This is a genomic window from Truepera sp., assembly GCA_032027045.1.
Taxonomy (GTDB): domain Bacteria; phylum Deinococcota; class Deinococci; order Deinococcales; family Trueperaceae; genus JAAYYF01.
The window spans coordinates 1,568,782-1,593,359 of the sequence record JAVSMU010000001.1 but is presented as its reverse complement, the minus strand read 5'-3'; the positions used below and the strand labels follow the sequence as shown (position 1 = coordinate 1,593,359).

Sequence of the window (24,578 nt, the reverse complement as noted above, 5' to 3'; positions counted from 1 at the left end):
TTGGCGCCTCCATGCTGTTTTGGTGCCCCCATGCCGTCATGCTGTAGCCTGAGCGGCAGGAGCACGGCATGAGCGATTCCATCCATTCACAGTTGACGGAGACCCTGGAAGGGTTGGGCGTCGAGCCGGCCAAACTCGAAGAGCTCGCCTCGAACCTCCTCTGGCGCATCGGTCGCCTGTCGGACGACGGCCCGGTGACGGTACGCGTCGGATTGGCCTCCAGCGCCGCCCTGTTCCAGCAGTTGGACCGACTGCGCGGTGCGTCCGACTCCGAGGTCGAGGCCGCCGTCAACGATGGGAGCATCAGGGTGGAGTGGGTGGGTCCCCGCCCGAAAGGGGAGCGTTGACGACCAGGGCGCTGGGGGCTCGCTCGGCCGACGACGACGCCGGCTGGCTGCGCCTCGACCACGAGATCGCGTTCAGCCTCGGCGTCGCGCTGCCTCACGCCCAGGCTCTCGACTTCGTGCGTGACGTCGAGCTCTCCTTACGCCACGCGGACTTCCTCGCCAACCTCAGGGTGACTGGCGGGGAGGTCCCTACGGTGAGCGCCGAGTTGCCCGTCGACGGCGGCCCGTTCGGCGTCCGCACCCTGCCGTTCGAGAGCGTCGTCGAGGTCACGCCGTATGGCGCCCGCCTCGTGCCGCGCCGACTCGAGTTGGGCGGCGACGGCTGGGCCGAGGTGAGGGGCGAGGCCAAGGTGCTCACGGTAGCGGGATCTCGGCCCGGAACCAGCCTCGACTACGCCTTCGACATCACCTTGCACCTCGCGACGCCCAGCGCGGAGCGGTGGGGCACTCAGGCGCTCTTGAAGATGGTGGAGCTGACCGCGTCCACGGTGCTGCGCAAGGTCGCTGGTCGCTTCCCCCGCGCTCTGGAGGCTTCCGCCGCGGAGGCTTCCCGCGCCGCTCGGGTCTCGCGCGTCCCCGGCGAGTGAGGGCGTCGCCTCCGGGCGCCGTCGGTGCCTGCAGGCGCCGGCGTCGCGTCCGGGCGCCGTCGCCTCCAGGCGCCGCCGTCGCCGCCGTCACTTGCCCACGCAGAAGCGCGCGAAGATGCTGGCCAGCGTCTCGTCCGTCACGCTCCGGCGGCCGGTGACCGCCCCCAACTCCTCGAGAGCCTCCTGCAGGTCGAGCGCCGCCAGGTCGTGGCGCCCCTCGGCCGCCCGCAGTGCCGACCGCTCGACCGCCTCTAGGGTCCCCTCGAGGGCCGCCACGTGCCGCTCGTTCCCGATCCAGACCTCGGCGCCGGCGGCAGATCCTATCAGGCTAAGGGCGACCGCCTCCCTCAGGCCATCCAGCCCCCTGCCCGTTCGAGACGACAGCCGCAACACCCCGCCCGCCCAAGCCTTGGCGGGTAGGTCCTCGAGGGGCCACGCCTCGCCCAGGTCCTGCTTCGTGACGACGATCAGCGTCCGGTCCGGTGACAGTTCCGCCAGGAGCTCGCGGTCCGCCTGAGCCAGCGGCTCGGAGCCGTCGAGTAGCACCAGCCGAAGGTCGGCCTGCTCGCCGATCCGGCGGGCTAGTTCCACGCCGCTCGCCTCGATGTGGTCGCCGGCCGTCCTGATACCTGCCGTGTCGATCGCCACCACCGGCAGGCCGCCCAGGGTGAGGGGTGCCTCCAAGTAGTCGCGGGTGGTTCCGGGCACGTCGCTCACCAAGGAGCGGGCGTACCCGAGCAGCGCGTTGAGCAGGCTCGACTTGCCGACGTTGGGCCGCCCGAGCAACGCGAGTCGCGCTCCCTGGCGGCTGAGGCGGCCCGCCTCGGCGGTGGCGAGCAGCGCCCGCAGGTCGGCGGCGGCGCGGGCCAACGGCTCGACGAGGTCGTGATCCGGCACGCCCTCGTCGGGGTAGTCGAAGGCCGCTTGGACGGCCGCGTAGGCCTGCAGCACGTCGGTCTGCACGGCGCCCAGGCGCGCGCCCAGCGCCCCGCTCAACCCGAACGCCGCGTTGCGGCGCGATGCGTCGGTCTGGGCCTCGACTACGTCCATCACGCTTTCGGCCTGGACCAGGTCTATGCGCCCGGCGAGGTAGGCGCGCAGCGTGAACTCGCCAGGGCCTGCGAGCCGGGCGCCGGCTCGCAGGCATGCGTCCAGGGTGGCGCGGAGCACGGCCGGACCCCCGTGCGTCTGAAGCTCGACCACGTCCTGGCCCGTGTAGGAGCGCGGCGCGCGGAAGGTGAGAAGCAGGGCCTCGTCCACCGGGTCACCACCGGCCCACACTTGCCCGTAGACGATGCGCCCGGCTGGGCGCAGGCCGGCCGCGGGCCCCCGGGCGGGCCGGAACACGGCGTCGGCGACCTCGTAGGCGTGGGGCCCGGAGACCCGCACGACGCCGACCGCCCCCATGCCTGGCGCGCTGGCGATGGCGACGATGGTGTCGTCGGTAGGAGGGAGCGTTGCCACGCCCCATGGTCGCACCCCGGCCGCACTCGGTGGGTAGGGCGGCTGCTCCCGCCCAGCCACGACGTTGATAGAATCGCGTTCACCGCGCCCACGGCGCGCCCAACCGGAGGACAAGTGGACATCATCCTTGCGCTGCAGCGCCTCGCGTCTCCCGCGTTGGACCGCGTGATGCTCCTGGTGACCGACCTCGGCTCCCAGGAGGCCTACACCGTTTTGCTCGTCTTCGCCTACCTGGCGGTGGACGCCGCGTTCGGCCGCCGCTTGGGAATCGTGTTCCTCGCCGGAGCGTTCATCAACGAGTTGATCAAGGGCGCAGTCCAGGAGCCGAGGCCGTTCGAAGTGAACCCCGCGGTGGCTCGCACCAGCGCGGCTCTCGAGACGGCGCCGGGCAGCTCGTTCCCGTCGGGCCATGCCCAGCAGGCGGCGCTGTTCTGGGGCCTGGCGGCGGTGCACTTCAGGCGCGCGTGGTTCTGGGTGCTCGCGGCCGTGGTGGTAGCCCTCGTTTCGGTGTCGCGGGTCTACCTCGGTGTGCATTACCCTGCGGACGTCTTGGCCGGTTTGGGTCTCGGCGTCGCGGTGCTGCTGGCGTCCCTGCTCCTGCGGCGACTCGCGTTCGAGCCGGGCAAGGCCGTCATCGTCGTGCTGGGCCTGGCGCTGCCGCTGGCGCTTCACCTGTTCATCAACACACCCAACTCGCACGTTTACCTGGCCGCCCTGTCGGCCTTCGCCGTTGGCCCCGAGATCGTCACTCACCGCGCCAGTGGCGACGTCGTCACGCGGCTCCTCATGGGGGTCTTGGGCGTGGTGCTGGTGGGCGCCGTGATGGGCCTCACGTCGGCGGTCATGCCGGAGGAACTGAAGCGGGCGCTGCTGCCCTCGTACCTGCGCTACCTGGTGATCGGCCTGACGGGCACGCTCCTCGCGCCGCTCGCCTGCCGCGCCCTGCGGCTCAGCGGTGGCCCCGCAGTCGCCGCCGGCAGCGCCCGGCGCTACTGAGTATGCCGGGCGCGCCGCGCGGGGATGCCGCGGGGGAGCCCACGCGGCGCCTCCGGCTGACCCTGGAGTTCGACGGCACCGGCTTCTCCGGCTGGCAGCGCCAGGCCGGTGGCGAACGAACGGTCCAGGCCACCACGGAGGAGGCGTTCGCCGCCCTTCCGGGCCGGCACTCTGCCGTCCTGGCGGCGGGCCGCACCGACGCGGGCGTGCACGCCCTGGCCATGGTGGCGCACGTCGACACGACCTCGCAGATCCCCGAGGAGAAGCTGCGCCTCGCACTCAACGCCCACCTGCCGGCCGACCTGAAGGTGCTGGCGGTGGCCGACGCGCAGGCGGATTTCGAGGCCCAGTTCGACTGCCGCTACCGGCGTTACCTCTACCGCATGCGCGTCATGCGCGGCGACCCTCGAGGCATGGCGATCCACCGTCACCGGTTACTGGCGGTTCATTGGCACCCCGACGTGGCGGCCATGCAGGCCGCCGCCGGTCACCTGCTCGGCACGCACGACTTCGCGAGCTTCGCCACTCAGGAAACGCGCAAGACCGTACGCACCGTGCACCTCTGCGAGCTCAGGGAGGAGCACGGGGAGCTGCGCCTTCACGTGGCCGCCGACGGCTTCTTGCGCAACATGATCAGGACCGTGGTCGGGACCCTCCTATGGGTGGGGCGGGGAACGCTCTCGCCGGACGAAGTTCCTGACCTCCTGGCGGCCCGCGACCGCAGGCGCGCCGGGCACAACGTCGGCCCGCAGGGCCTCTACTTCGTGGAGGCCGGCTACTCGTCATGGGACCTCGCGGCGTCCGAGCGCGCCGTTTCCGACCTGGTCGTTTGAGGACACCGGCCGTGGGCGGCTGCTCACGGCGTCCACGTATACTCGGGGGCATGAGCATACGTGTCCGGCCGCTCCTGGAAGCGGACCTGGAGCCTCTGGCGGTTATCGACACTGGTTACGCGGCGGCGCACAGCCTGCCACCCGCCGTAAGCCTGGCCACGCTGCGCTTCTTCGAGCGCAGCGGGCACTCGTTCGTGGCGGAGCGGGTGGACGACGACGGCCTCGCCAGGCCCACCGGCTACTTGTTGGCGCAGGCCATCTGGACGGGCGACAGCCCGACCGTCCACGCGCTGAGGCTCGCCGTCGACGATGTCGCCGCCGCCGAAGCGCGTGTCGCGCTGGTGAGGGCACTGGTCAAGAGCGCCTACGATGCGGGCGTCTACCAACTGCTCTTCCGCACCCCCGGCACCGACGAGTCACTCCGCGACGCCCTGCAGGCCGAGGGCTACCTTCCCGACGACCATGTGACGCTCGAGCTCGTGCTGGGCTCGCGCGCGAGCGAATGGGCGGAGCGCCTGCGTGCCCGCTGAACGCGCCAGGGTCTTGATGGGCGTCCGGGGCATGGACACGGACGGAGCCCGCGAGCGCGTCATCGAGGCTCTCCGCGCCGTGCCTGGCGTGCTGGACGTGGCGCCGAGCGACGCCTCGCGCGTGGCGGTCGACTACGACCCGACGGAGGCCACGGCCATGGACCTGATCCGGGCCCTGCGGCGCATAGGTTTCCTGGCCGGCATGGAGTGAGGCTCCGCCGAACCGCCGGCTGCGTTGGGTAGAATGGCCCACCGTTACGGCGCCGGCGAGGGGTGGGGTCTGGACCCGGTTGCCGGCGGACCCTCGCCGGGGCGGTCGACGCCGGCGGCGATCAGGAGGACCGAGCCATGGACGACGACAATACGCGCGGCGCCGAGGCTGCCGCCGAAGCCGGTGCGGAGTCCGAGGCACAGGCAACCCCCCAAGAACAGGGCGAGCAGGGTGGTAGGAAGAAGGCGCCCTCCAAGGGCCCGGCGGGCCTGCTGAGCACGTTCGGCAAGCAGAAGCCGGAGCCTAAACCCGTCGAGCGGAAGGTGGACGAGGTTCGCGTCTCGGACGACGCGCTGGCCAGCATCATCGGGCTCTCGGCCCACGAGGTCCCGGGCGTGGTGGGCATGGCGCCCGCCAGCATGTCCGAGGGCATAAGGCGGCTGCTGGGAGCGCGGCAGGTAGACGAAGGGGTGGTCATCGAGCACCCTCAAGGTGAAGGACGGGCCGATGTCGACCTTCACGTGGTGGTGGCGTACGGCGTGAACATCCCCGTGGTGGCCGAGTCCGTGAGAGAGCGTGTGCGCTACGCGGCGCTGCACTACGCCGGCACCAAGTTGGACCAGGTGCGGGTGCGCGTCGTGGGTGTAAGTCGTGGCTAAGGCCGCCACGCCCGCCACCTGGACCGCCAAGGACTTCGCCAAGGCGCTCGAGTTCGCCACCGAGTGGCTCGGGGTTCACGTCGAGGAGGTGAACGCCCTCAACGTCTACCCGGTTCCCGACGGCGACACGGGCACCAACATGCACCTCACCTTGCAGTCGGTGAGGCGCCAGTTGGTAACCGAGGCGCCGAAACGCCTGGAGCAGGTGGCGCGCGCGATGTCGTACGGCTCGCTGCTTGGCGCCCGGGGCAACTCGGGCGTGATCCTTTCGCAAGTCCTCAAGGGCTTCGCCGAGGCCATCAAGGGCCGTGAGCGCCTGGACGTCGTCGCGCTTTCGGAGGCGCTGCTGGCGGGCTCGGAGGCGGCGTACGCGGCGGTCATGAAGCCGGTCGAGGGCACGATCCTGACCGTGGTGCGCGAGTCGGCCGAGGCTGGAGAGCGGTTCTTGCTGGAGGCCGTGGAGTCGTCCGGCGACGGCGTGGCGCCCGCCCTGCTCCTGGCAGAGGTCATACGCGCGGCCCGCTCGTCTCTCGAGCACACGCCCGAGTTGCTGCCCATCCTGAAGCAGGCCGGGGTGGTCGACGCCGGCGCCCTGGGCTACGTCTACCTGCTCGAGGGGCTTCTCGCGTACTTCGAGGGGCGTGACCTGCCGCCGCCGCCCAAGATCGAACGGCGAGCGCAGGAGCAGTTCGAGGAGGAGGCCTACGGCTTCTGCACGGAGTTCCTGCTCGCCGACGCTACCGAATCTGCAAGCACGATCCGAGACTTGGTCGCGCCGTTCGGTGACTCCCTGTTGGTGGTCGGTGCCGAGGGTTTCGTCAAGGGCCACATCCACACGGAAGAGCCCGAGAAGCTGCTCGCCACCGTGGCCCGCTACGGCAAGATGGTGCGCTCGAAGGTCGAGGACATGAGCGAGCAGCACTCCGAGATCTTGGCCGGTGTCGACGCGGCCAACGTGGAGCCGCCCAAGAGTGGCGCGGTGGCGGTAGCCAACGGCTACGGGGTCACCAAGGCCTTCCGCAGCCTGGGGGTCCGCGTGGTGGGCGGCGGCCAGACGGACAACCCCTCGGTCGAGGACATCGCCGACGCCGTCCGCAGCGTCGGGGCCGGGGCCGTGATCATCATGCCCAACAACAAGAACGTCATCATGGCCGCCGACCGCGTTGCCGAGCTCGTGCCCGGCAAGGACGTGCGCGTGTTGCCGACCACGTCGCTGGGCCAGGGACTGGCAGCCGCCGTGCTCTTCCAAGAGGCCGGCGACCCGGACGCCCTGTACGCGGAGATGAAAACCGCGGCCGACTCCTCGCTGACGCTGGAGGTGACCCGCGCGAGCCGCGACGCCGAGATCGACGGGGTGAAGGTGCGCGAGGGTAACGCCATCGGGCTCGCCGACGGCAAGCTGGTGGTGTCGGCGCGCGACTACGACTCGTGCCTGCTCGCCTTGCTGGAGGGCCGGGCCGAGGCGTTCGAGATCGCCACGCTCTTCCACTCGGTGGAGATAAGCCCCGAGCGGGCGCAAGCGGCCGCCGGGCGCGTTGTGAAGGCTTATCCGGACCTGGAGGTGGAGGTGCACCCGGGGGCTCCGGACCTCTACGCCTACCTGATGGTGCTCGAATAGGCAGCGGTGAACATGGCCGGTTCATTAAGACACCGTGGCCAACTGCCCACTACCTGAGAAGCGCCGCGGCTTAGAGTACGAGGCGGACTCAACGGAAGGAGATCACGCATGAAACGATTCAACTTGGTTCTTGCGGCCGCCGCGGCGGCAACGCTGACGCTATCTGCGTGTGACATCACGATCACCGGCCCACCGGCAGGGCCGCCGCCGCCCGACGAGACCGTGGCGGCGCCCTCTACCCCCTACAACGCCGTGTGGGACGGTACGCTCGCCAGGGGACAGAGCCTTATCTTCAAGCTATCGTTCCCGGCAGCGGGAAGTCGCAATGTCGTCTACCTCGAACTCGACCAGGACCTCAGGCTCGAACTGAACGACCCAACCACCTTCAACGTGGTGGCAAGCAGCCATGGCCCGGATTTCTTCGCGCCGAAGACGGCCGGCCTCTTCGCGGCCTCCGTCACGGACCTTGCGCCGCAGGCCATTGGCACCACACAGCGCTGTCGCGGTAGCTGCATCATCATGTCGGCCAAGTTTGGCAACACCTACTACGCACGGGTGACGAACGACTCGGGCTCCGCCGTGAACACGAACGTGTACTTCTACGGCGATGTTCAGCAGGACCAGGAAGAACCGAACGACACCCCGGGTCAAGCCACTTACTTCGACATGTCGGCCCTCGCTGGCGATAACGGCGCCATCGAGTTGCTGTACGACGTGGACTTCTGGAAGACGTCCGGGCCCGGCACCGTGGAGTTCAAGCCGGCCAGTGGCAACCCCCTCGAGCTGCGCCTGGCCGTCGTGAACAGTGCCGGCACGGTGATCGCCGGGCCGATAGGGCCGGGGAGCATAAGCGTCTTCGCCAACGACATACTCAAGGTCTACTCCAACAACAACCGTGCCGGCGCCCCGGCGAGGAGCCACTACAACCTTCTGGGCCAGTAACCGGCTTCCCGGACTCTCACCACCCGCACGCATGGGCCGTTACACTCGGCCCATGCGTGTTCTCGTTTCCGCGAGCAGGGTCCGCGGACTCTTGCTCGCCCTTCTCGTGCTGGTGTCGGGCGCCGGCGCCGCCTTCGCGCAGACGTGCCAGGCGGAACTCACGGCTGCCCTGCCGGCGGGGCCACTGGAAAGGGTCGCAACCGGCCTCGACGCCGCCGCGGTCATGCGGCGCGCCGTAGAGCTCGTCGAGCCGGCGTTGCCACCGCTGCAGTACGACGAGCCCGTGCCGCTCGAGGCGAACGATCCCCAGTACCAGACGGTCAAGTACCTGGTGGAACGCAAGCTGCTGCCCGACTCCTGGGTCCCGGGCGAGTTGGACGGCGAGACGTGGGCCGTCATGCTCGACCGCTTCCTCAGGTGGTACAAGCTCCCCCCCTCGGGGGTCGATGCGCCCGCCGACGTGGCCGACATGCTGGCCGACGTGGAGGACGTGTTGGGCCGGGTCTCGCACGCCATTAGGCCCGCGGCGCTCCTCGCCACCGACCAGCACGACTCGAGCCGCACGTCCTTCTGGGCCATCATCTGGAACTGGACCGTCTACCCGCGACTGCTGGTGGTGCGTCCGGACGAGGCGGCCGGGGCGCGGCCCGCGGACGTGCTGGCCGCGCTGTCGAACTGCGCCGTGCACATCACCGCCTTCATCTCAGCCCCGGAGGAGACGGCCAAGGCGCTGTTCCTCACGCATAACGACTCGCGGATGTACGTGGTTGCCAGCCAGCCGACGAAGAACGGCTTCTGGCCGTACGAGGTGGCGGCGGGGGAGGAGCTGGACGCGTTCGCGTTCGGGCTTCCCGACCTCAGTGGCGTGCGCCTGTACGCCGCCGTGTTCGACGGTCCCGAGGTCGGGTTCGGCACGCTCCTGAGCCTGTTCTGGCGGGTCCGTACCAACGTGGCGCCCACGGCGCTGATGGGTTACCTGGCCACGCCTAACTGACCCCCAGGGCCCGGTTGAGGTCGTCGCGCATGGCGAGTGTGGCCGCCCTCGCCGCCGCCGCCACCTCCGCGAGTCCGCCGGCCGCCTGGGCCGCGGGCGGGTAGGTGAGGCTGCGGCTCGCGTTTACCACCGCCCCCCACCCGTTGGCGTCGAACGCCTTTGCCGCGTCGGCGGCGTTGCCGCCCTGTGCACCGTAGCCGGGCACCAGCAGCAGGCTGTGTGGCAGGCGCGCCCGAAGCTCCGCCGTAGCGGCCGGATGCGTGGCGCCGGCCACGGCGCCGAGCGACGTGTAGCCGTCGGGGTCTCGCGGCAGGCCGGCGGCGCGCTCCGTGAGCGCGTCGGCCAGCTTCGAGTAGAGGGGCGTTCCGTCCTCGAGCGTGAGTTCCTGAAGGTCGGCGCTGCCCGGGTTGGAGGTGCGGACGAGCACGAACAGGCCGCGCCCGTTGGCCTCGGCGGCCGCGATGAACGGCTCCAGCGTGTCGAGGCCCAGGTAGAGGTTGACGGTGAGCGCGTCCGCCGCCAGGTCGCCACCCTTCAGGTAGGCCTCGGCGTACGCCGCGGCGGTGCTGCCGATGTCGCCCCGCTTGGCGTCGAGGATGACGGGTAGTCCGAGAGTGCGCGCGTGGTTCATCACGCCCGCCAGCGCCTCCAGGCCGGGCAGCCCGAGGGCCTCGAAGAACGCGGACTGCGGCTTGCAGCACGCCAGCAGGTCGTGAGTGGCGTCGAGGACGGTGATCAGGTAGCGCTCTATGGCGGAGGCGGTGGCGCCGGCGCAAGCCAACCCGCTGGTCAGCGGGTGCGCCTCCGGACGCGGGTCCAACCCGAGGCAGACCACCGACCCGGCGACCTTGGCGCGCGACGCGAGGCGCGCACCGAACGTGTCGGTGCGCGCCTTGGCCACTCCGTGGGTGGGGCCGGGCGTCAGGCCTGCACCGCCTGATCGCGGCCGTGGCAGTGCTTGTACTTCTTGCCGCTGCCGCACGGGCAGGGATCGTTGCGGCCCACCTTCTCGCCCACGCGGATGGGGGAGGTGGGGCCGGTGCCGCGCGCCGGGCCGGCGCCCCCGCGCGGGGCAGCGGCCGCCGCCGCGGCGAGGCCGCCCTGGTCGGACGCGCTGTACTGCACCGGAGCCTGGCGCTGTTGCCGGCGTTCCAGGCGCTGGTCGACGTTCACCTGCACGCGGAAGAGGAGCTTGGCGACGTTCAGGCGGATGTTGGCGTTCATCTCCTCGAACAGGTTGTAGCCCTCGAAGGCGTACTCCTGCAGCGGGTTCCGCTGGCCGTAGCCGCGCAGGCCGATCCCCTGCCGCAGCACGTCCATGCTGTGGAGGTGCTCCTTCCAGTGCTGGTCGACGACCTGCAAGACGATGAAGCGCTCCAGTTCGCGCAACAGGGGTGCGCCCAGCTCGGCCTCGCGCTCCTGGTAGGCGGCCTCCATCTTGATGACGAGCTCGTCGGTGACTTCGTCCGGTTGCTTGCCGCGGTACTCGTCGAAGTCCATCGTCTCGAACACCGGTACCGCGTCGGCCAGCGAGACGCGGAGGGCGGCCATGTCCTGTTCCTCCGGCTCGAGCTCCGGGTTCAGGTAGCGCTGCACCTGGGCGTCGATGTAGGCGGCGATCATCTCCTGGACGTCGTCCGACATGTCGTTGCCGAGGAGCACTTCGCGGCGCTGGGCGTAAACGACCTCGCGCTGCTTGCTCATCACGTTGTCGTACTCGAGCAGTTGCTTGCGGATGCCGAAGTTGCGGTCCTCGACGCGCTTCTGGGCGCGCTCGATGGCGCCCGTGACCATGCGGGCCTCGATGGGCTGCGAGTCGTCCATGCCGAGGCGGTCCATCATGCCGAGGACGCGCTCGTTGGCGAAGAGGCGCATGAGGTCGTCCTCGAACGAGACGTAGAAGCGGCTCGACCCCGGGTCGCCCTGGCGGCCGGCGCGGCCGCGGAGCTGGTTGTCGATGCGCCGCGACTCGTGGCGTTCGGTCCCGATGATGTGCAGGCCCCCGAGGCTCACGACCTTCTGGTGGTCGGCGTCGGCCTCGTCGCGTAGCTTCTCGAGGCGAGGCAGGATCTCGGCCGGCAGGCCGTCGAGTTTCGCCAGCGCGGCGCGGGCCTCGTCCGGCCGGCGCATCATGATGGCCTTGATGAACAGCTCGGTGTCGGAATCGTAGCGGTCGAAGCCCTCGCGCTCCAGCAGTTGGCGGGCAAGCCATTCGGCGTTGCCGCCCAGGACGATGTCGGTGCCGCGGCCGGCCATGTTCGTGCTGATGGTGACTGCGCCCGACCTGCCCGCCTGCGCCACTATCTCGGCCTCGCGGCCGTGGTACTTGGCGTTGAGGACCTCGTGGGGCACGCCGCGGCGCTTGAGCATCTTCGACAGCCGTTCCGAGGCCTCGATGGTGACCGTCCCGACCAGCATGGGTTGGCCGCTGGCGTGCACTTGCGCGATCTCGTCGACCACCGCGCTGAACTTGCCCTCCTCGGTGCGGTAGATGATGTCCTCTTCGTCGTTACGGATGACGGGCCGGTTGGTGGGGATCACGAGGACGTCCGTGTTGTAGATCTCCTGGAACTCCTTTTCCTCGGTCTTGGCGGTGCCGGTCATGCCCGAGATCTTGTTGTAGAGCTTGAAGAAGTTCTGGTAGGTGATGGTGGCGAGCGTCTGGTTCTCGCGTTCGATCTTGACGCCCTCCTTGGCCTCGATGGCCTGGTGGAGGCCCTCGCCGAAGCGCCTGCCCGGCATGAGGCGACCCGTGAACTCGTCGACGATGACGATCTGGCCCGCCTCGTCCTTCACGTACTCCTGGTCGAGCTGATAGTGCTCGGCCGCGCGCAGCGCCTGACGCAGCATGTGGCCGACCTCCATGTTCTCGGGGCTGAAGATGTTGTCGATCCCGAGGAGCTTCTCGGCCTTCGCGATGCCGGCCTCGGTGAGGTGGATGTCCTTCGACTTGGCGTCCGCGGAGTAGTCGCCGGTGGCCGGCGTGTCGCCCTCGGAAGGCTCGCCCTTCTCGAGTTGCGGGACTATGGCTGCCATCGTGTAGTACTTGTCGGTGGCGAGCTCGGCGGGGCCCGAGATGATGAGCGGCGTGCGCGCCTCGTCGATGAGGATGGAGTCGACCTCGTCGATGATGGCGAAATTGAGGGGGGTGTCCTCGCGCAGCACGAGCTGGTCGGGGCGGAACGCCATGTTGTCGCGCAGGTAGTCGAAGCCTAGCTCCGAGTTGGTGATGTACGTGATGTCATTGCGGTAGTACTCACGGCGGGCAGGGCCGTCGGTGTCGTGCTGGATGACGCCGACCTCGAGCCCGAGGCCGCGGTACACGGGGCCCATCCACTCGGCCCCCGTGCGAGCCAGGTAGTCGTTGGTGGTCACGAGATGGGTTCCCTTGCCCGATAGCGCGTTCAGCGCCAGCGCGAGCGTGGCGACGAGCGTCTTGCCCTCGCCCGTCTTCATCTCGGCCATGCGGCCGTTGTGGAGCGTGGCCCCACCGATGAGCTGCACGTCGTAATGCCTCAAGCCGAGGAAGCGTTTGGCCGACTCGCGAGTGAGCGCGAACGCTTCCGGGAGGAGGGCGTCGAGGCTCTCGCCCCCTTCCAGGTGGCGGCGCCTGAGCGCCGCGTACGCCTCGGCCAGGTTCTCGACGCCCTCCATGTCGGCTTCCAGGGCGTTGGCGGTGACCACCGCCTCCTGATGGAGGCGCTTGACCTCGCGGTCGTTGTTGTCGAACAGCTTCTGAACGAATCCGAGCATCTGTTTTCTGGACCTTTCCGCGCAGGCGCGGTGTGGCGCCACGTTAGACCGGTTATCGCAGCTGACGGCTGGTGGCGGGCGCTGCCCGGGGCCACCGACGATCCCGTGTCCGCTGCGGAATCAACGTGGCAGTTTAGCACGCGAACCGGGGCTTCCTTGGAAGCCTACAGGACGTGCCGGCCGCGGCCCGGGCTAGGCGGCCGGCGGCACCCTGACGAGCGTGAGGGTGTTGGTGCCGTACTGCTTGCGCCTGACCTCCGCCTCAGCCAGCGCCGGTGGGAGCGGCGGGCTGGGCAGGTCGGTCGGGTGCTGCAGGACGTACAGGCCCTGTGGCTTCGCGGCGCCCGAGCCGAGCACCTGGGCGAAGATCGCGGTCAGGTCCGCGGGATAAGGGGGGGCGGCGACCACCACGTCGAACCCCGCTTGGTGCAGCCTGGCGTAGGCGGTGGCGTCGGCCCGAACGACCTCGACTCCCAGCCTCAAGGTCCGCGCGTTCGAGCGGATGACGTCGCAAGCGGCGCGCGACGAGTCGACGCAGACGGCGGACCAGCCGCGGCTGGCGGCCTCCAGGCCCATGGCGCCCGTGCCCGCGAACAGGTCCAGGAAGCGGCCGCGCGGCTCGAACGCGAGCATGTCGAAGAGTGCCTCGCGCAGCCGCGAGGGGCTTGGGCGAGTGCCCCTGGCCGGCACCTTCAACGCGCGGCCCTTCGCGCTGCCGCCGAGGATGCGAGGGCTCGCCATGTACGGGAGCATAACCGCGGGACCGTGGCGGGCGCGGCCCTGGTCCCCCGGGCGCCCGCGCCCAGGGCGCGATAAGCTAAGCCCCCGTGATCCGCAACCTCGAGCCCGACGAACTCGTATGGTTCATGCGCCAGGCGCTGACCTTCGTCGGCCACGCAGATCCGCACGGCCTCTCCTTGCGGCTCAACGCGCGGCTGAAGGACGCGGTCGCCGACGCCGAGCGCTGCTTCGTGTACGCCCCCGACGCGGGGCCGCCCACGGCCGGCGTCTACCTGCAGGCGGAGGGTGGCGGCAACGCCGTGAAGGGGGCGCACCTCGCCAGCGTCTGGCACGACGGCGCCCCGGCCGCCCTCCTAGAGCTCGTCGAGAGCCTCCTTGACCAGGTCGAGCCCGAGGTAGTGACGGTGCCACTACACCTCTTGCCTAAGTCACGGTCTGGGGAACTCGAAGGACTGTTGGCGCCGCTCGGCTTCCGGCGCGACGGCCTGACGCGGCTCAAGTTCGAGCTCACCGACGTGCCGCCGTTGGGCTCGCCGCTGGTGCTGGAGGCGTGGGCACCGGCCGACGAGGGCGCCTTCCGCGACCTGTTCGATGACTGCGAGGGCGCCAGCGTGAGTGATGCGCGCTGGTCGTTCATGAAACGCAGCGGTGGTCCGTTCCAACCCGACCTGTGGTTCACGGCGCGCGAGGGCCTCGATCAGGAGACCGTCGGCTACGCGTTCCTGGGCTCGACGGCGCGCGAAGTCGACAGCGCCTACGAGTTGACGTCCGTGGGGGTAAGGAGGCGCCACCGCGAGAACAGCGAGATGCTGCGCCGCCTCGTCCTGACGGCGCTGCGCGAGATCTCCGGCCGCAGTCCCGTGGGGACGGTCAACACCTTACTGGGCGCAAGCGATCCCAAACTCGTGTCCATCCTGACGTCGCTTGGCTTCGAGGTGCTCGAGAGGACGCCCGTGCTGATCAAGCGGCCGGCCTGAGAGCGGGCGGACCTCGTGGCGCGCGTACGGGCCTTATCATCTGACCCATGAACCTGCTGCTGCGCTGGGCCCTGTCGACCGTCGCGCTTTGGCTCACCGTCCGCCTGGGGGTAGGCGTATCGCTGGCAGCCGACGACCTCTTCTCGTTCTTACTTACGGCGCTGGTGATCGGCCTCGTCAACGCCGTGGTGCGGCCCGTCATGGTGGTGCTGACGTTGCCTCTTACCGTCTTGTCGTTGGGGCTGTTCTTGCTGGTCGTCAACGGCCTCGCGCTTGCCATAGCCGCCGCCATCACGCCGTTGGAGCTTTCCGGCTTCGGTGGCGCCGTCCTAGGCGCCCTGGTGCTCAGCGTGCTGAACACGTTGCTGGCGAGAGTTTTCGCGCCCAGGACAGGCGTTGGGCGGCCTTAAGGGTCACGGGGCGAAAGCCGCAAGCGCGGGGCCTCAAGGCTTGCCACGGTGGTTCGGCAGGTAACGCTCCCAGATGGGGTCGATGTCGGGCATGACGCCGTAGGCGCTCGAGAACATGAAGCGTGGCGCGTAGGGCTTCCTGAGCAGGTGCAGGCGCGCCTCCTCCGGCGTGCGGTCGCGCTTCTTGGCGTTGCAGCCCTTGCAGCAGGCCACCACGTTCTCCCACGAGGTGGGACCGCCGCGGCTGCGCGGTAGGACGTGGTCGAGGGTCAGGTCGAAGGTGTGTTTGGCGCAGTACTGGCAAGTGTGGTCGTCGCGCCGGAAGACGTTCTTGCGGTTGAACGCGACCCGTTGGCGGAGCGGTCCCCTCACGAAGCGGCGCAGCTTGATGACGCTGGGCACGGGGAAGAGCGCGTTCGGCGAGCGCAACACCTTGCCCGAGTCCTCTACCCGCTCGGCCACCTCGTGCATCAGGAGGGCCACGGCCCGCTTGACCGAGCACACGTGCAGCGGCTCGAACGATGCGTTGAGGATGAGAACCCGGGCGCCGTTGATGTTCTCGAGCGGACGCACCGCGTCCTGCTGCGGCTCGGCGAGCGCGACGCGTGACTCGTCTTCGGGAGCGGGCGGCGTAGTGCTGACCGCACCCGGGTCGTTCGTTATGGCGGTGTGGGGGTCGAGGTAAGCGGCGGCCCTATCCTCCGGTCGTTTCGGCGCTGGTGGGGAGTATAGCAGGCGGCCCGCCGAAGTTGCTGCCGTGCGCCGGCGTGGCCCGGTTCAATCTCGCTCTAGCGCCAGGTCCACCAGCTTCCTCACGAGCTCCCCGAACCCGACGCCGGCGGCCTCCCAGAGCTTCGGGTACATGCTGTGGAGCGTGAACCCGGGCATGGTGTTGATCTCGTTGAGGAGTAGCTCTCCTGTCTCCGGCAGGTAGAAGAAGTCGACCCGCGCGAGGCCGCGGGCGTCTATCGCCCGGAAAGCCCGCAGCGCCATGCTGGCGCACGCCTCGGCGACCGGGGGTGGCAGCTCGGCCGGGATCACGAGCTCGGCAAGGCCGTCCGTGTACTTCGTCGCGTAATCGTAGAAGCCGTCGTCGTAGCGGATCTCGCCCACCAGGCTGGCCTCGGGCGAGTCGTTGCCGAGGACGGCTACCTCCAACTCGCGCGCACCCACGGCTGCCGCCTCGACGATCGCCCGGCGGTCATGGCCCAGGGCCGCCGCCAGCGCCGCGCCGAGCTCGGCGGGCCCGCTCGCCTTGTTTATGCCGATGCTCGAGCCGAGGTTGGCGGGCTTCACGAAGAGGGGGTACCCCAGGCGGGCGAGGCGCTCGCTCGTTGCGCCTGGCGCGGTGCGCCACTCGTGGCGCGTTACGGCCTCGTAGGCCACCTGGGGCAGCCCGTGGCTGGCGAACATCGCCTTCATAGCCACCTTGTCCATGCCGAGGGCGCTGCCGAGGACGCCCGAGCCCACGTAGGGCAAGCCCATGACGTCGAGCAAGCCCTGCACACGACCGTCCTCCCCGTACGGCCCGTGGAGCAGCGGAAACACGACGTCGAAGCCACCCGGCAGCGACGCGAGGCTCGCGGTTTCCAGCGCCAGAGGCCCCGCCGGGTCGGGTGCTCGAGAGGCAGGGGCGTTCCCGGGCCGCGCCGCGAGCGCCGCCCGCGACGCGGCGGCGCTCAGGAGCAGGCCCTCAGGCCCGATCACCAGTGGGGTGACGTCGAGGTCGGCGGCAGCGCTAAGGACGGCGCGCGCCGAGGCCAGACTGACGTCGTGCTCGGCGGAGCGCCCGCCGCAGAGGAGCAGGACCCGCGGGACCCGCTTCACTCGCCCACCACCAACGGAGCTTCCATGTGTAAGTTACACATTGGGAGTAGCGTACTGCCGTAGCCGGCGCGGTGCAAGCCGGCCGGCCGGTGAAGCCGGTTCACCTCGTCCCGGTCGCCCAGATCCCGTCAGGCCGGCCCCGGACTCGGGCCACGCCCACCAGGGCCGCAGCTGTTCCACCTACTCCCGCCAGGCCGGCTCGCGCTTCTCGAGGAACGCGCGCACGCCCTCGGCCAGCTCGTCGCCAACGCGGGCTTTGACGTTGAGTTCCACGGCCCGGCGCATGGCGTCGGACAACCGCATGCCGCTCGCCTCGAGGAAGAGGCGCTTGGTCAGGGCCAGCGACCCGGGCGCGTTGCGCGCCAGCGCCGCCGCCCGCGCCATGGCCGACTTGAGCACGTGCTCGTCGGCCACCACCTCGTTCACGAGGCCCATGCGGTGGGCCTCCGAGGCGTCCACCAGACGCGCGCTGAGCAGCAGGTCGCGTGCGTGCTTCTCACCCACCTGACGCATTAGCAGCACGCCCACCAGGGCGGCGACGAAGCCGATCCTGGCCTCCGTGTAGCCGATGCGCGCGCTCTCCGCCATGACGGCGAGGTCGCAGGCGGAGACGAGCCCGGCGCCGCCCGCTACTGCGGGACCGTTCACGGCCGCCACGACGGGCTTCGGGAACGCTAACAGCGAGAGGAACAGCTCGGCCAGCGCTTCGGAGTCGGCGTGGTGGGCCGCCTCGTCCATCGCCAGCGTGCCCTCCAACTCGCCCAGGTCCAGGCCGGCGCAGAACGCGGTGCCCGCGCCCGTGATCACCAGCGCGCGTACCGACGGGTCATGCCTGGCGTCCTCCAGCGCTGCGGCAAGTTCGGCGCGAAGGGGCCTGGAGAGGGCGTTGCGCTGCTCCGGGCGGGCGAGGGTGAGCACCAGAACGTTGCCTTCTCGCTTCGTTGTGATGGGGCCTTCGGTAGAGCCGGGCATGGCCCATGATACGGGGACGGGGAGCCCCGGGTCAGGAGCGCGAACGTCCGCGCGCGCGACCGCTTCAGAGCGCGCCCGCCGGCCTGCGAACTTCGCGACTTCGCCGCGCGGCGGCGCCCGGGTAGTCTGGAACGGCCACGAAGTGGCACTCTGGAGGCGACCGTGAACTCGAAAACAACTCGCCGCTCACAAGCAGCACCGGGGTGGGGGTCGCGGATGCGGCCGGCGATCGCGGCCATGCTACTCGTGCTCCTGGGCGCATGCGCCCCGGGCGCGGCGGTGCTGTCGCCGCCCAGCTTCACGCTCGACGCGTCCAAGTCGGGGTTCGTGAGCATCGACCCTCCCGGAGTCGGCGACGGCACGGCACTGTTCCGTTTGGCCCTCACCGTCACTAACCCGAACCCCGTCGGGGTGCGGCTGTCGGGGCTCGACGGGGCCCTGTTCTTGCGAGAAGCACGGGCCGCCTCCACGTCGTTCCGGGGCGGTATAGACCTGCCGGCCAACAAGTCGGCGCCACTCATCCTCGACGTGAGGGTTCCGCTCGGTGCGGCCCCTGCGCTGCTCGACACCATCGCCAACTTCGTGGCGGGCGGCGCCACGCCTTACCGCTTCGATGCGGGCGTCACCATCGACGTTTTCGGGGCCCCACAGCGCTTCCCGACGTTCACCATCGTGCGCGGCGAGCTGGCGCCACCGGGCGGCCTACCCGCGCCCCGGCTCACCCTGCTCGGCTCGCAACTGCGCTTCGAGTCGGTCAACAGCGTCGTCATCGAACTCAATGCCGAGCTGGCCAACCCCGGGCTCATCGGCTACCAGGCGCAAGTGCCCGAGCTCGTCCTCAGCGTCGGCGGCGCGCAGGCCGCGACGGCCTCCCTGCCGAAAGTGGCCGTCCCGAGTGGTGGAGTGGCGCCCGTGACCCTCACCTTCAGATTCGACCCACTCTCGCTGGGAACGGCCATCGCCGCGCAGGTGCAGGCCGCGTCCGCCGGCGTGGGCGGGTTGAGCGTGCAGTTGAACGGGGGTTGGCGCCTGGAGGCACCCGGGATCGTGACGACCTCACTGGAGCCGACGTCGCTGCTCCGTGACGTCTTGAGGTGAGGGCGCGGCACCAGTTGCAGAACCTGTAACCCTCTTGCTCAGGCTCCTCAGGTGCGGTCGCGGCGGTCGGCGACGCGGGCCAGCGGCCCGGGCAGCCACCAGTTCCAGCGTCCGGCAAGGGTCATCACGGAAGGCACGAGGGTAAGCCGGACGAGGGTGGCGTCGAGTACGATCGCCACCGTCAGGCCCAGGCCCAGGGTGCGGATGAGCTCGACGTGCGAGGGCAGTAGCAGCGCGAACACGGTGACCATGATGGCGGCCGCGCTCGTGATGACGCCGCCAGTGGTCGAGAGGGCCGTGGCCACGGCATCGTGATCCGACATCCCGCGCTCGTGCGCCTCGCGGATGCGGGCCACCATGAAGACCTCGTAGTCCATGCTCAGGCCGAAGACGATGGCGAAGATGAAGAGGGGCGCGGACGTGTCTATGTACCCCAGGACCTCGCCGACGCCGAAGAGTTTGGCGAAGACGCCGTCCTGGAAGACGAGCGTGAGGACCCCGAACGTCGCGCCCACCGTGAGCGCGTTCAGCAGCACTGCCTTGATGGGGATGAGCAGCGAGCGGAACGCCCAGCCCAGGAGAACTGCCGTGAAGAGCGCCACCAGTGCCAGGGCGAGCGGGAGGGAGCCGTATAGCGCGTGAGTCCACTCAGTCCCTTGCACGTAGACGCCGCCGATCGTCGCCTTCAGCCCGACGTCCTCCAGCGCCCGCTGGATCCCGCGGTAGACCTCACCGCCCTCGGAGGGCGTGAGGGCGCCGCTCGGGACCAGGCGCGCGAGCGCGTAGCGGCCGTCGCGGCTGATGGTGGCGCGTGCCAACGGCGCGATCTCGCTGCTCAGCGCCACCTCAGGCGTCGCGTAGTACTGATACAAGAAGAGGCGTGGAATGCTCTCCAGCGCCATGGGCGAGGTGACGCCGGCGATCCGCGGCAGCTCGCGTAGCTCTTGCGTCAGGAGCGACGTCTTGCGCACGTTCGCCGGCTGGTAGAAGCCCTCCTGACCGAAGTCGATCAGCACGTCGAACGGGTTCAGGAGCCCTTCCAGGCCCAGGTCTTCGAGTGCGGCGAGGGTGCGGCGGGCGTCGGTGGCCGTCGTCAGTCCGCGCGCCCCAGGGTCGGCCACCTGCATGCGTAAGGCGGGCAGCGCGAGAAGGACCAGCGCGGTGACCCCCGTGATGGACCAGAACCATGGTCGCTGCATTATGTGCACCGCTCGCGCACGCCAGAAGGCCCGTGAGCGCAGCCCCGGCTCGCGCCGGCTCACCCGCAGCCAGTTCACGCGGTGGCCCAGCAGGGCCAGGCTGGCCGGCACCGCGGTGATCGCCACCAGCACGCTCACGCACAAGACCACCATCGTGCCCACCCCGATGGAGCGGATGAAGGCAACGGGCGGCACCAACAGCGCCGTCAGCGCGACGATGACGGTGAGGCCGCTGAACGCCACCGCCTTTCCCGCGGTTGCGGCGGTCTGCGCCGCCGCTATGCGGGCGTCGAAGGTGCTCCTCAACTCCTCCCTGAAGCGGTTCACCATCAGGAGCGCGTAATCGATCCCCGTCGCCAGCCCCAGCATGGTGACTATCGTCTCGGTGAACACCGCGAACTCCATCAGGTGGCCCAGGAAGAAGAGGGTGGCCAGCGACACCACTATCGAGGTGACGGCGCTCAGGAGCGGCAGCAGCGATGCCACGACGGCCCCGAAGGCCACCAGCAGGATGAGCAGCGAGATCGGGAGGCCGAAGATCTCGGCTCGGCGCGCATCGCGCTGGCTCACCTGCTCGAGTTCGATTATCGTGGCCGGCCCGCCGGAGAGGTCGAAGCGCAGGTCGGCGGAGTCGTCCAATACCCGCCGGACGTTCATGGTGACGGCCTTCGCGGTGCTCAGGTCTTGCGTTTCGAGCCCGATGAGCATGACGGAGAAGTCGTCGTCCTCGTCGAGCAGCTTCAGGCCGCTCGCGCTCCTGTAGTCGCGCACGTACGCCACACCATCGACGGCGGCTATCCCCGCCGTGACGACGTCCAGAGCCGCGGCGTACTCGGGCGTTCCCGCGTGAACCCGGACCCCGTGAGCCACGGCCACCATCGAGGACTCCTCCGACGCGGCGAAGGCCGTGGCGAGCTTGTCGCGGACGAGGGCGGCGTTGCCCTGCTTCGGCGCGTCGGGCTGGGCGTTCAGGACCTCGCCCACGCGGGTCGTGAACGGCAGTGCTGCTGCCGCCACGACCAGCCACGCCGTCAGAACCCAACGGGGATAACGCGAGACGAGCCGGGCCAGTGCGGCGAACATGCCGGCCGGGTCAGCTCGCCAGGAAGGTGTCGATCACCTGGCGGGAGTCGGCGTCCTCGGTGCGCGTCTCACCCGCCACGCGGCCGTCGCGCAGGAACACGATGCGGTCGGCCACCAGCGCTGCCGCGGGGTCGTGAGTCACCATCACGACCGTCCAGCCCGATGCGTCCACGCCGTGACGCAGGAGGCCCAGCACCTCCGATCCGGTCTTGGTGTCGAGGTTGCCGGTCGGCTCGTCGGCCAGGACCACTGCAGGGTCGTTGATGAGCGCCCGCGCCAACGCCACGCGCTGCCGCTGACCGCCGGACAGTTGCCTGGGACGGTGATCGAGGCGATCGCCGATGCTCAGTTGAGCAGCGAGCTCCTTCAAGCGCTCGCGTGCGGGTCCCAGCCTCCCGGCGACCTCCGACGGGAGCAGGATGTTCTCCCGCGCGCTCAGGTTCGGGATGAGCTCGAACGACTGGAAGAGGAAGCCCAACCGGTCGCGCCGCAGGCCGGTGAGCTCGTCGTCGTTCAGGCCCGAGGTCGGGCGGCCCGCCACCTCTACCGTGCCGGCGTCGGGCTGGTCGAGCAGCCCCAGCATGTGAAGCAGGGTGCTCTTGCCGCTGCCGCTGGGGCCCATGACCGCCACGAACTCGCGCTCGACGACCTCGAGGGTGACGCCGTCCAGCGCCGTGATGACCTCGTCGCCGAGGTGGTAGGCCTTGTGCAGCTCATGGGCCGCCAGGGCGAAATGGGACTCAGACATGCTCACTCCAGGAGGCAAGGGCGCGCGTGGGCGACATCTTCGCGGCGCGCCTGGCGGGTAGTAGAGCCGCTAACAACCCGATGACGGGCGAGGCCAGGAGCGCCAGCAGCGCAAGCGACCAGGGTACCAGCGGTTCGAGCACGAAGCCCGTTAGTGCGGCGGCCCCGTTCGTGATGATGCGCGCCAGCAACAACCCGAACCCAACGCCGATGATGGCGCCCACGACGGTCACGATGATACCTTCGGCCGTCACCAACGCGCGCACGCCGCCCCGGGTCAGGCCGATGGTGCGCAGCACCGCGATCTCGTGGCCCCGGCTCACCAGGTTCATACCAAGCGTGTTGGCAACGCCCATCGCCGCTACCAGCACCGCTATGAACAGCAAGACCCGGGTGGTGGCGAAGGCCTGGCTGGTGACCTCGAGGATGTAGCGCCTGTAGTCGGCGTTCAGGCTGATGTCGAGGGCGAGCTCGGGGAAGGCTGCCAGCATGCGGTCGCGCACCGCCGCCTGCGACTGTCCCTTGTCTATCGTGACCACGTACAGGACGGGGTTGCCGCCACCGAACTCTTCGATGTTCTGGATGCCCGCCACTACGGTCTCGCCGCCACCCGTGAAGTCGACGACCACGCCCCCCACCCGGAACGGCTTGAAGCCGTCGCTCGTGCGCAGGTCGATGGTGTCGCCCTGCTTGATCCCGTAGCGGTCTCGCATGGTGTTCGCAACGAGCACCTCACCGCTTTTCAAGGCCTCGTAGCCCAACTGGTCGTTGCCTTGCCCCGGCAGGTACTGGAAGCGCCCGAAGCCACCTTGCGGGTTGAAACGCTCGGGGTCGACGAGCACCAGCGCCACCGCGCGCCCGCGCGTGTCTCCCCCCGGCTGCAAGAACCTCACCGCGGTGATCTTCACGCCGCTCGCGACGTCGACGCCCTCTACCGCCTCCGCCTTCTCCGCGAAGTCGTCCGGGAAGTTCACGGGCGAGGTGATGAAGAGGTCGCCGACCACCGTCGTCTCGACCCACGACTCGATGGCGTGGTTGGTGCTCCCCACCATGCTGCCCACGCCCATCACGAGGCCGGTGCCGACCACCACCGTCCCGATGGCCACGCCGTTGCGCCCCGCGTTGCGCACCGCGAAGGCGGCGCCGAGCTTTCCCGGAGGACCGAACACGCGCTCGAGTGGCCGGCGGAGCACGGCCGTCACGGGCGGCAGCAGGTAAGGCGCGCTCAGGGCAACGCCCACGAAGAACAACCCGAGGGCCAGCGTCGTTGCGTAGAGGGCCGCGGTGCCGGGCCAGGGGAGCAGCGCAAGCCCGGCCCCCAGGACCACCAGGGCCAGGCCGAGCCACGCCTGCTTGCGCGAGGCGGGCCGCTCAGTGGTCTGCAGCGAGGCCATGGGTGACGTGCGCCCCGCGTTGCGGGCCGGGATGATGCCGGCCACGAGGGCCGCGGCGACCCCCAGTACGGAGGCCACGATCACGTTCTGCGTGGGAAGTACCAGCGTGCGGAACTCGTAGCCGAGGCTCGCTGCGTTGAGGTAGGTCATGACGTACGACAAGACGATGCCCAGGAGCACGCCGAGGATCACCCCGAAGGCGGCGAGCGCCAGCGCTTCGTAGAGCGCGAGCCGCATCACGCCGGACCGGGTCATGCAGATCGTCCTTAGCAGCGCGTACTCGCGGGAGCGCTCGACCACGGAGGCCATGAAGGTGTTGTAGGCGAGGAACGCACCGAGCGCCAGGAGGGTGGCCGCGAGGATGCTCAGCCCCGACTGCAGCGTCTGGACGATGCCGAAAGTGAAGTCGCCGCTGACGGCCGGGAGGGTGATGGCGTAATCCGTTCCGGCCACTTCCCTCAAGCGCTGGGCCACCGCCTGAACCTCGTCGACGTCGCGCACCTGGATCTCGAGGTTGGAGACGCGGCCCGGCAGCTTGAGGATCGCCTGCAGATCCGCCAGCGCCATCACGCCCACCCGGCCGCCGTTGGTGCTGGCCACGCCCACGGCGTCGTCGAGCAGGCCGGTGACGAGCAACGTCACAAGGCCGCCGTTGGTCGTGAACTCGACCTCGTCGCCCACGTGCATCCCCCGCGACCGGGCGAAGCCGTCCGCGACGGCGATGCCCATCGAACCCGCCTGGGGCAGTTTCCCCTCCGCGAGCTTGGCGGGGAGGTCGTCGGGGAACTGCGTGAGGCGCCCCTGGATCTGGAAGCCGGTGTCGATGCCCGGGATGACCGACTTCTCCACGGGCTTCACGGAGCGTTTGGGTTCGGCGCGGGTCTGCAGCACCGGCAAGACGGCCTTGACGCCCGGTTCGCCGGCCAGCTCGTCCAGTAACGGCTGCTCGTCGAACACGGCCCGCCCGCCCGCCCCGGGGGTCAAGAGCAGGTCCGCCTTGCCGGCCGCGGCCTGCAGGGCGCTGCGCAGGTTCGCCTCCACGTTCGCGCCGACGGAGAGCGTCGTCAGGACGGCGGCGATGCCCAGCCCGATGCCTAAGGCGGTGGCGGCGCTGCGCCAGGGGTGTCTCAGGAGGTTACGCAGGGCCAGGCGCCCGAGAGTGCTCACGGCGGTCAGTCTACTCGTCCTGGCCAGCG

General features: G+C 69.8%; 23 protein-coding genes. 13 read left to right on the top strand and 10 right to left on the bottom strand.

The window, feature by feature from the left end:
• Window positions 1-68: 68 nt before the first annotated feature.
• Both ROY82_07330 and ROY82_07325 read left to right on the top strand, forming a co-directional pair.
• On the top strand, window positions 69-347 hold the full coding sequence (locus ROY82_07330) for a DUF3248 domain-containing protein (GenBank protein ID MDT3682270.1): 279 nt from the start codon (window positions 69-71) through the stop codon (window positions 345-347).
• Window positions 344-934, top strand: a complete 591-nt coding sequence (locus ROY82_07325) for a DUF3809 family protein (GenBank protein MDT3682269.1) — start codon at window positions 344-346, stop codon at window positions 932-934. The genes ROY82_07330 and ROY82_07325 overlap by 4 nt, the downstream gene beginning before the upstream one ends.
• An 87-nt stretch (window positions 935-1,021) precedes the next feature.
• Here the strand turns inward: ROY82_07325 and mnmE are convergent, their stop codons facing one another.
• A complete protein-coding gene (gene mnmE / locus ROY82_07320) occupies window positions 1,022-2,398 on the bottom strand; it encodes a tRNA uridine-5-carboxymethylaminomethyl(34) synthesis GTPase MnmE (protein MDT3682268.1) in 1,377 nt (458 codons plus the stop codon).
• A gap of 114 nt (window positions 2,399-2,512) precedes the next feature.
• Here mnmE and ROY82_07315 point away from each other — a divergent pair, with 114 nt between their 5' ends.
• From ROY82_07315 to ROY82_07280, 8 genes are all read left to right on the top strand, one after another.
• On the top strand, window positions 2,513-3,394 hold the full coding sequence (locus ROY82_07315) for a phosphatase PAP2 family protein (protein ID MDT3682267.1): 882 nt from the start codon (window positions 2,513-2,515) through the stop codon (window positions 3,392-3,394).
• A gap of 2 nt (window positions 3,395-3,396) precedes the next feature.
• Window positions 3,397-4,227 (top strand): tRNA pseudouridine(38-40) synthase TruA, encoded by an 831-nt coding sequence (gene truA, locus ROY82_07310; GenBank protein MDT3682266.1) that lies wholly within the window; start codon window positions 3,397-3,399, stop codon window positions 4,225-4,227.
• A 50-nt stretch (window positions 4,228-4,277) separates the two neighbouring features.
• Window positions 4,278-4,757: a DUF1999 family protein gene (locus tag ROY82_07305; GenBank protein ID MDT3682265.1), complete on the top strand. Its 480-nt coding sequence runs from the start codon at window positions 4,278-4,280 to the stop codon at window positions 4,755-4,757.
• Entirely contained in the window at window positions 4,747-4,968 is a 222-nt protein-coding gene (locus ROY82_07300) for a heavy-metal-associated domain-containing protein (GenBank protein ID MDT3682264.1), read from the top strand. The genes ROY82_07305 and ROY82_07300 overlap by 11 nt, the downstream gene beginning before the upstream one ends.
• A 137-nt stretch (window positions 4,969-5,105) precedes the next feature.
• On the top strand, window positions 5,106-5,627 hold the full coding sequence (locus ROY82_07295) for an Asp23/Gls24 family envelope stress response protein (GenBank protein ID MDT3682263.1): 522 nt from the start codon (window positions 5,106-5,108) through the stop codon (window positions 5,625-5,627).
• Window positions 5,620-7,245 (top strand): DAK2 domain-containing protein, encoded by a 1,626-nt coding sequence (locus ROY82_07290; GenBank protein ID MDT3682262.1) that lies wholly within the window; start codon window positions 5,620-5,622, stop codon window positions 7,243-7,245. Before ROY82_07295 ends, ROY82_07290 begins: the two co-directional genes overlap by 8 nt.
• A gap of 108 nt (window positions 7,246-7,353) precedes the next feature.
• Entirely contained in the window at window positions 7,354-8,187 is an 834-nt protein-coding gene (locus ROY82_07285) for a hypothetical protein (GenBank protein MDT3682261.1), read from the top strand.
• 52 nt (window positions 8,188-8,239) lie between these two features.
• Window positions 8,240-9,181: a hypothetical protein gene (locus tag ROY82_07280; GenBank protein ID MDT3682260.1), complete on the top strand. Its 942-nt coding sequence runs from the start codon at window positions 8,240-8,242 to the stop codon at window positions 9,179-9,181.
• Here the strand turns inward: ROY82_07280 and pyrF are convergent.
• From pyrF to ROY82_07265, 3 genes are all read right to left on the bottom strand, one after another.
• A complete protein-coding gene (gene pyrF, locus ROY82_07275) occupies window positions 9,174-10,082 on the bottom strand; it encodes an orotidine-5'-phosphate decarboxylase (GenBank protein MDT3682259.1) in 909 nt (302 codons plus the stop codon). The genes ROY82_07280 and pyrF overlap by 8 nt on opposite strands.
• Window positions 10,083-10,102: 20 nt before the next feature.
• Window positions 10,103-12,934, bottom strand: coding sequence for a preprotein translocase subunit SecA (secA, locus tag ROY82_07270; GenBank protein ID MDT3682258.1), 2,832 nt, complete (start codon window positions 12,932-12,934; stop codon window positions 10,103-10,105).
• A 192-nt stretch (window positions 12,935-13,126) separates the two neighbouring features.
• Entirely contained in the window at window positions 13,127-13,675 is a 549-nt protein-coding gene (locus tag ROY82_07265) for an RsmD family RNA methyltransferase (protein ID MDT3682257.1), read from the bottom strand.
• 86 nt (window positions 13,676-13,761) lie between these two features.
• On the opposite strand from ROY82_07265, the gene ROY82_07260 reads away from it, so the two are divergent.
• Together ROY82_07260 and ROY82_07255 are read left to right on the top strand one after the other, a co-directional pair.
• A complete protein-coding gene (locus tag ROY82_07260) occupies window positions 13,762-14,652 on the top strand; it encodes a hypothetical protein (GenBank protein MDT3682256.1) in 891 nt (296 codons plus the stop codon).
• A 47-nt stretch (window positions 14,653-14,699) separates the two neighbouring features.
• Window positions 14,700-15,062 carry a phage holin family protein gene (locus ROY82_07255; GenBank protein ID MDT3682255.1) on the top strand — a complete coding sequence of 121 codons (363 nt, stop codon included), beginning with the start codon at window positions 14,700-14,702 and terminating at the stop codon, window positions 15,060-15,062.
• Between the two features lie 33 nt (window positions 15,063-15,095).
• Here ROY82_07255 and ROY82_07250 read toward each other — a convergent pair whose 3' ends face one another.
• The 3 genes from ROY82_07250 to ROY82_07240 all read right to left on the bottom strand — a co-directional run bounded on the left by ROY82_07250 (window position 15,096) and on the right by ROY82_07240 (window position 17,861).
• Complete coding sequence (locus ROY82_07250) at window positions 15,096-15,635, bottom strand: HNH endonuclease (GenBank protein MDT3682254.1); 540 nt, start codon at window positions 15,633-15,635, stop codon at window positions 15,096-15,098.
• A 204-nt stretch (window positions 15,636-15,839) separates the two neighbouring features.
• A complete protein-coding gene (locus ROY82_07245) occupies window positions 15,840-16,889 on the bottom strand; it encodes a D-alanine--D-alanine ligase family protein (protein MDT3682253.1) in 1,050 nt (349 codons plus the stop codon).
• 180 nt (window positions 16,890-17,069) lie between these two features.
• A complete protein-coding gene (locus ROY82_07240) occupies window positions 17,070-17,861 on the bottom strand; it encodes an enoyl-CoA hydratase/isomerase family protein (GenBank protein ID MDT3682252.1) in 792 nt (263 codons plus the stop codon).
• Window positions 17,862-18,077: 216 nt separating this feature from the next.
• On the opposite strand from ROY82_07240, the gene ROY82_07235 reads away from it, so the two are divergent.
• Window positions 18,078-18,959 carry an LEA type 2 family protein gene (locus tag ROY82_07235; protein ID MDT3682251.1) on the top strand — a complete coding sequence of 294 codons (882 nt, stop codon included), beginning with the start codon at window positions 18,078-18,080 and terminating at the stop codon, window positions 18,957-18,959.
• Window positions 18,960-19,006: 47 nt separating this feature from the next.
• Here ROY82_07235 and ROY82_07230 read toward each other — a convergent pair whose 3' ends face one another.
• From ROY82_07230 to ROY82_07220, 3 genes are read right to left on the bottom strand one after another with little or no spacing between them, the layout of a single operon-like run.
• On the bottom strand, window positions 19,007-21,241 hold the full coding sequence (locus ROY82_07230; protein ID MDT3682250.1) for an MMPL family transporter: 2,235 nt from the start codon (window positions 21,239-21,241) through the stop codon (window positions 19,007-19,009).
• A 10-nt stretch (window positions 21,242-21,251) separates the two neighbouring features.
• Entirely contained in the window at window positions 21,252-21,989 is a 738-nt protein-coding gene (locus ROY82_07225) for an ABC transporter ATP-binding protein (GenBank protein ID MDT3682249.1), read from the bottom strand.
• Window positions 21,982-24,549, bottom strand: a complete 2,568-nt coding sequence (locus ROY82_07220) for an FtsX-like permease family protein (GenBank protein ID MDT3682248.1) — start codon at window positions 24,547-24,549, stop codon at window positions 21,982-21,984. Before ROY82_07220 ends, ROY82_07225 begins: the two co-directional genes overlap by 8 nt.
• Between the last annotated feature and the right edge of the window lie 29 nt (window positions 24,550-24,578).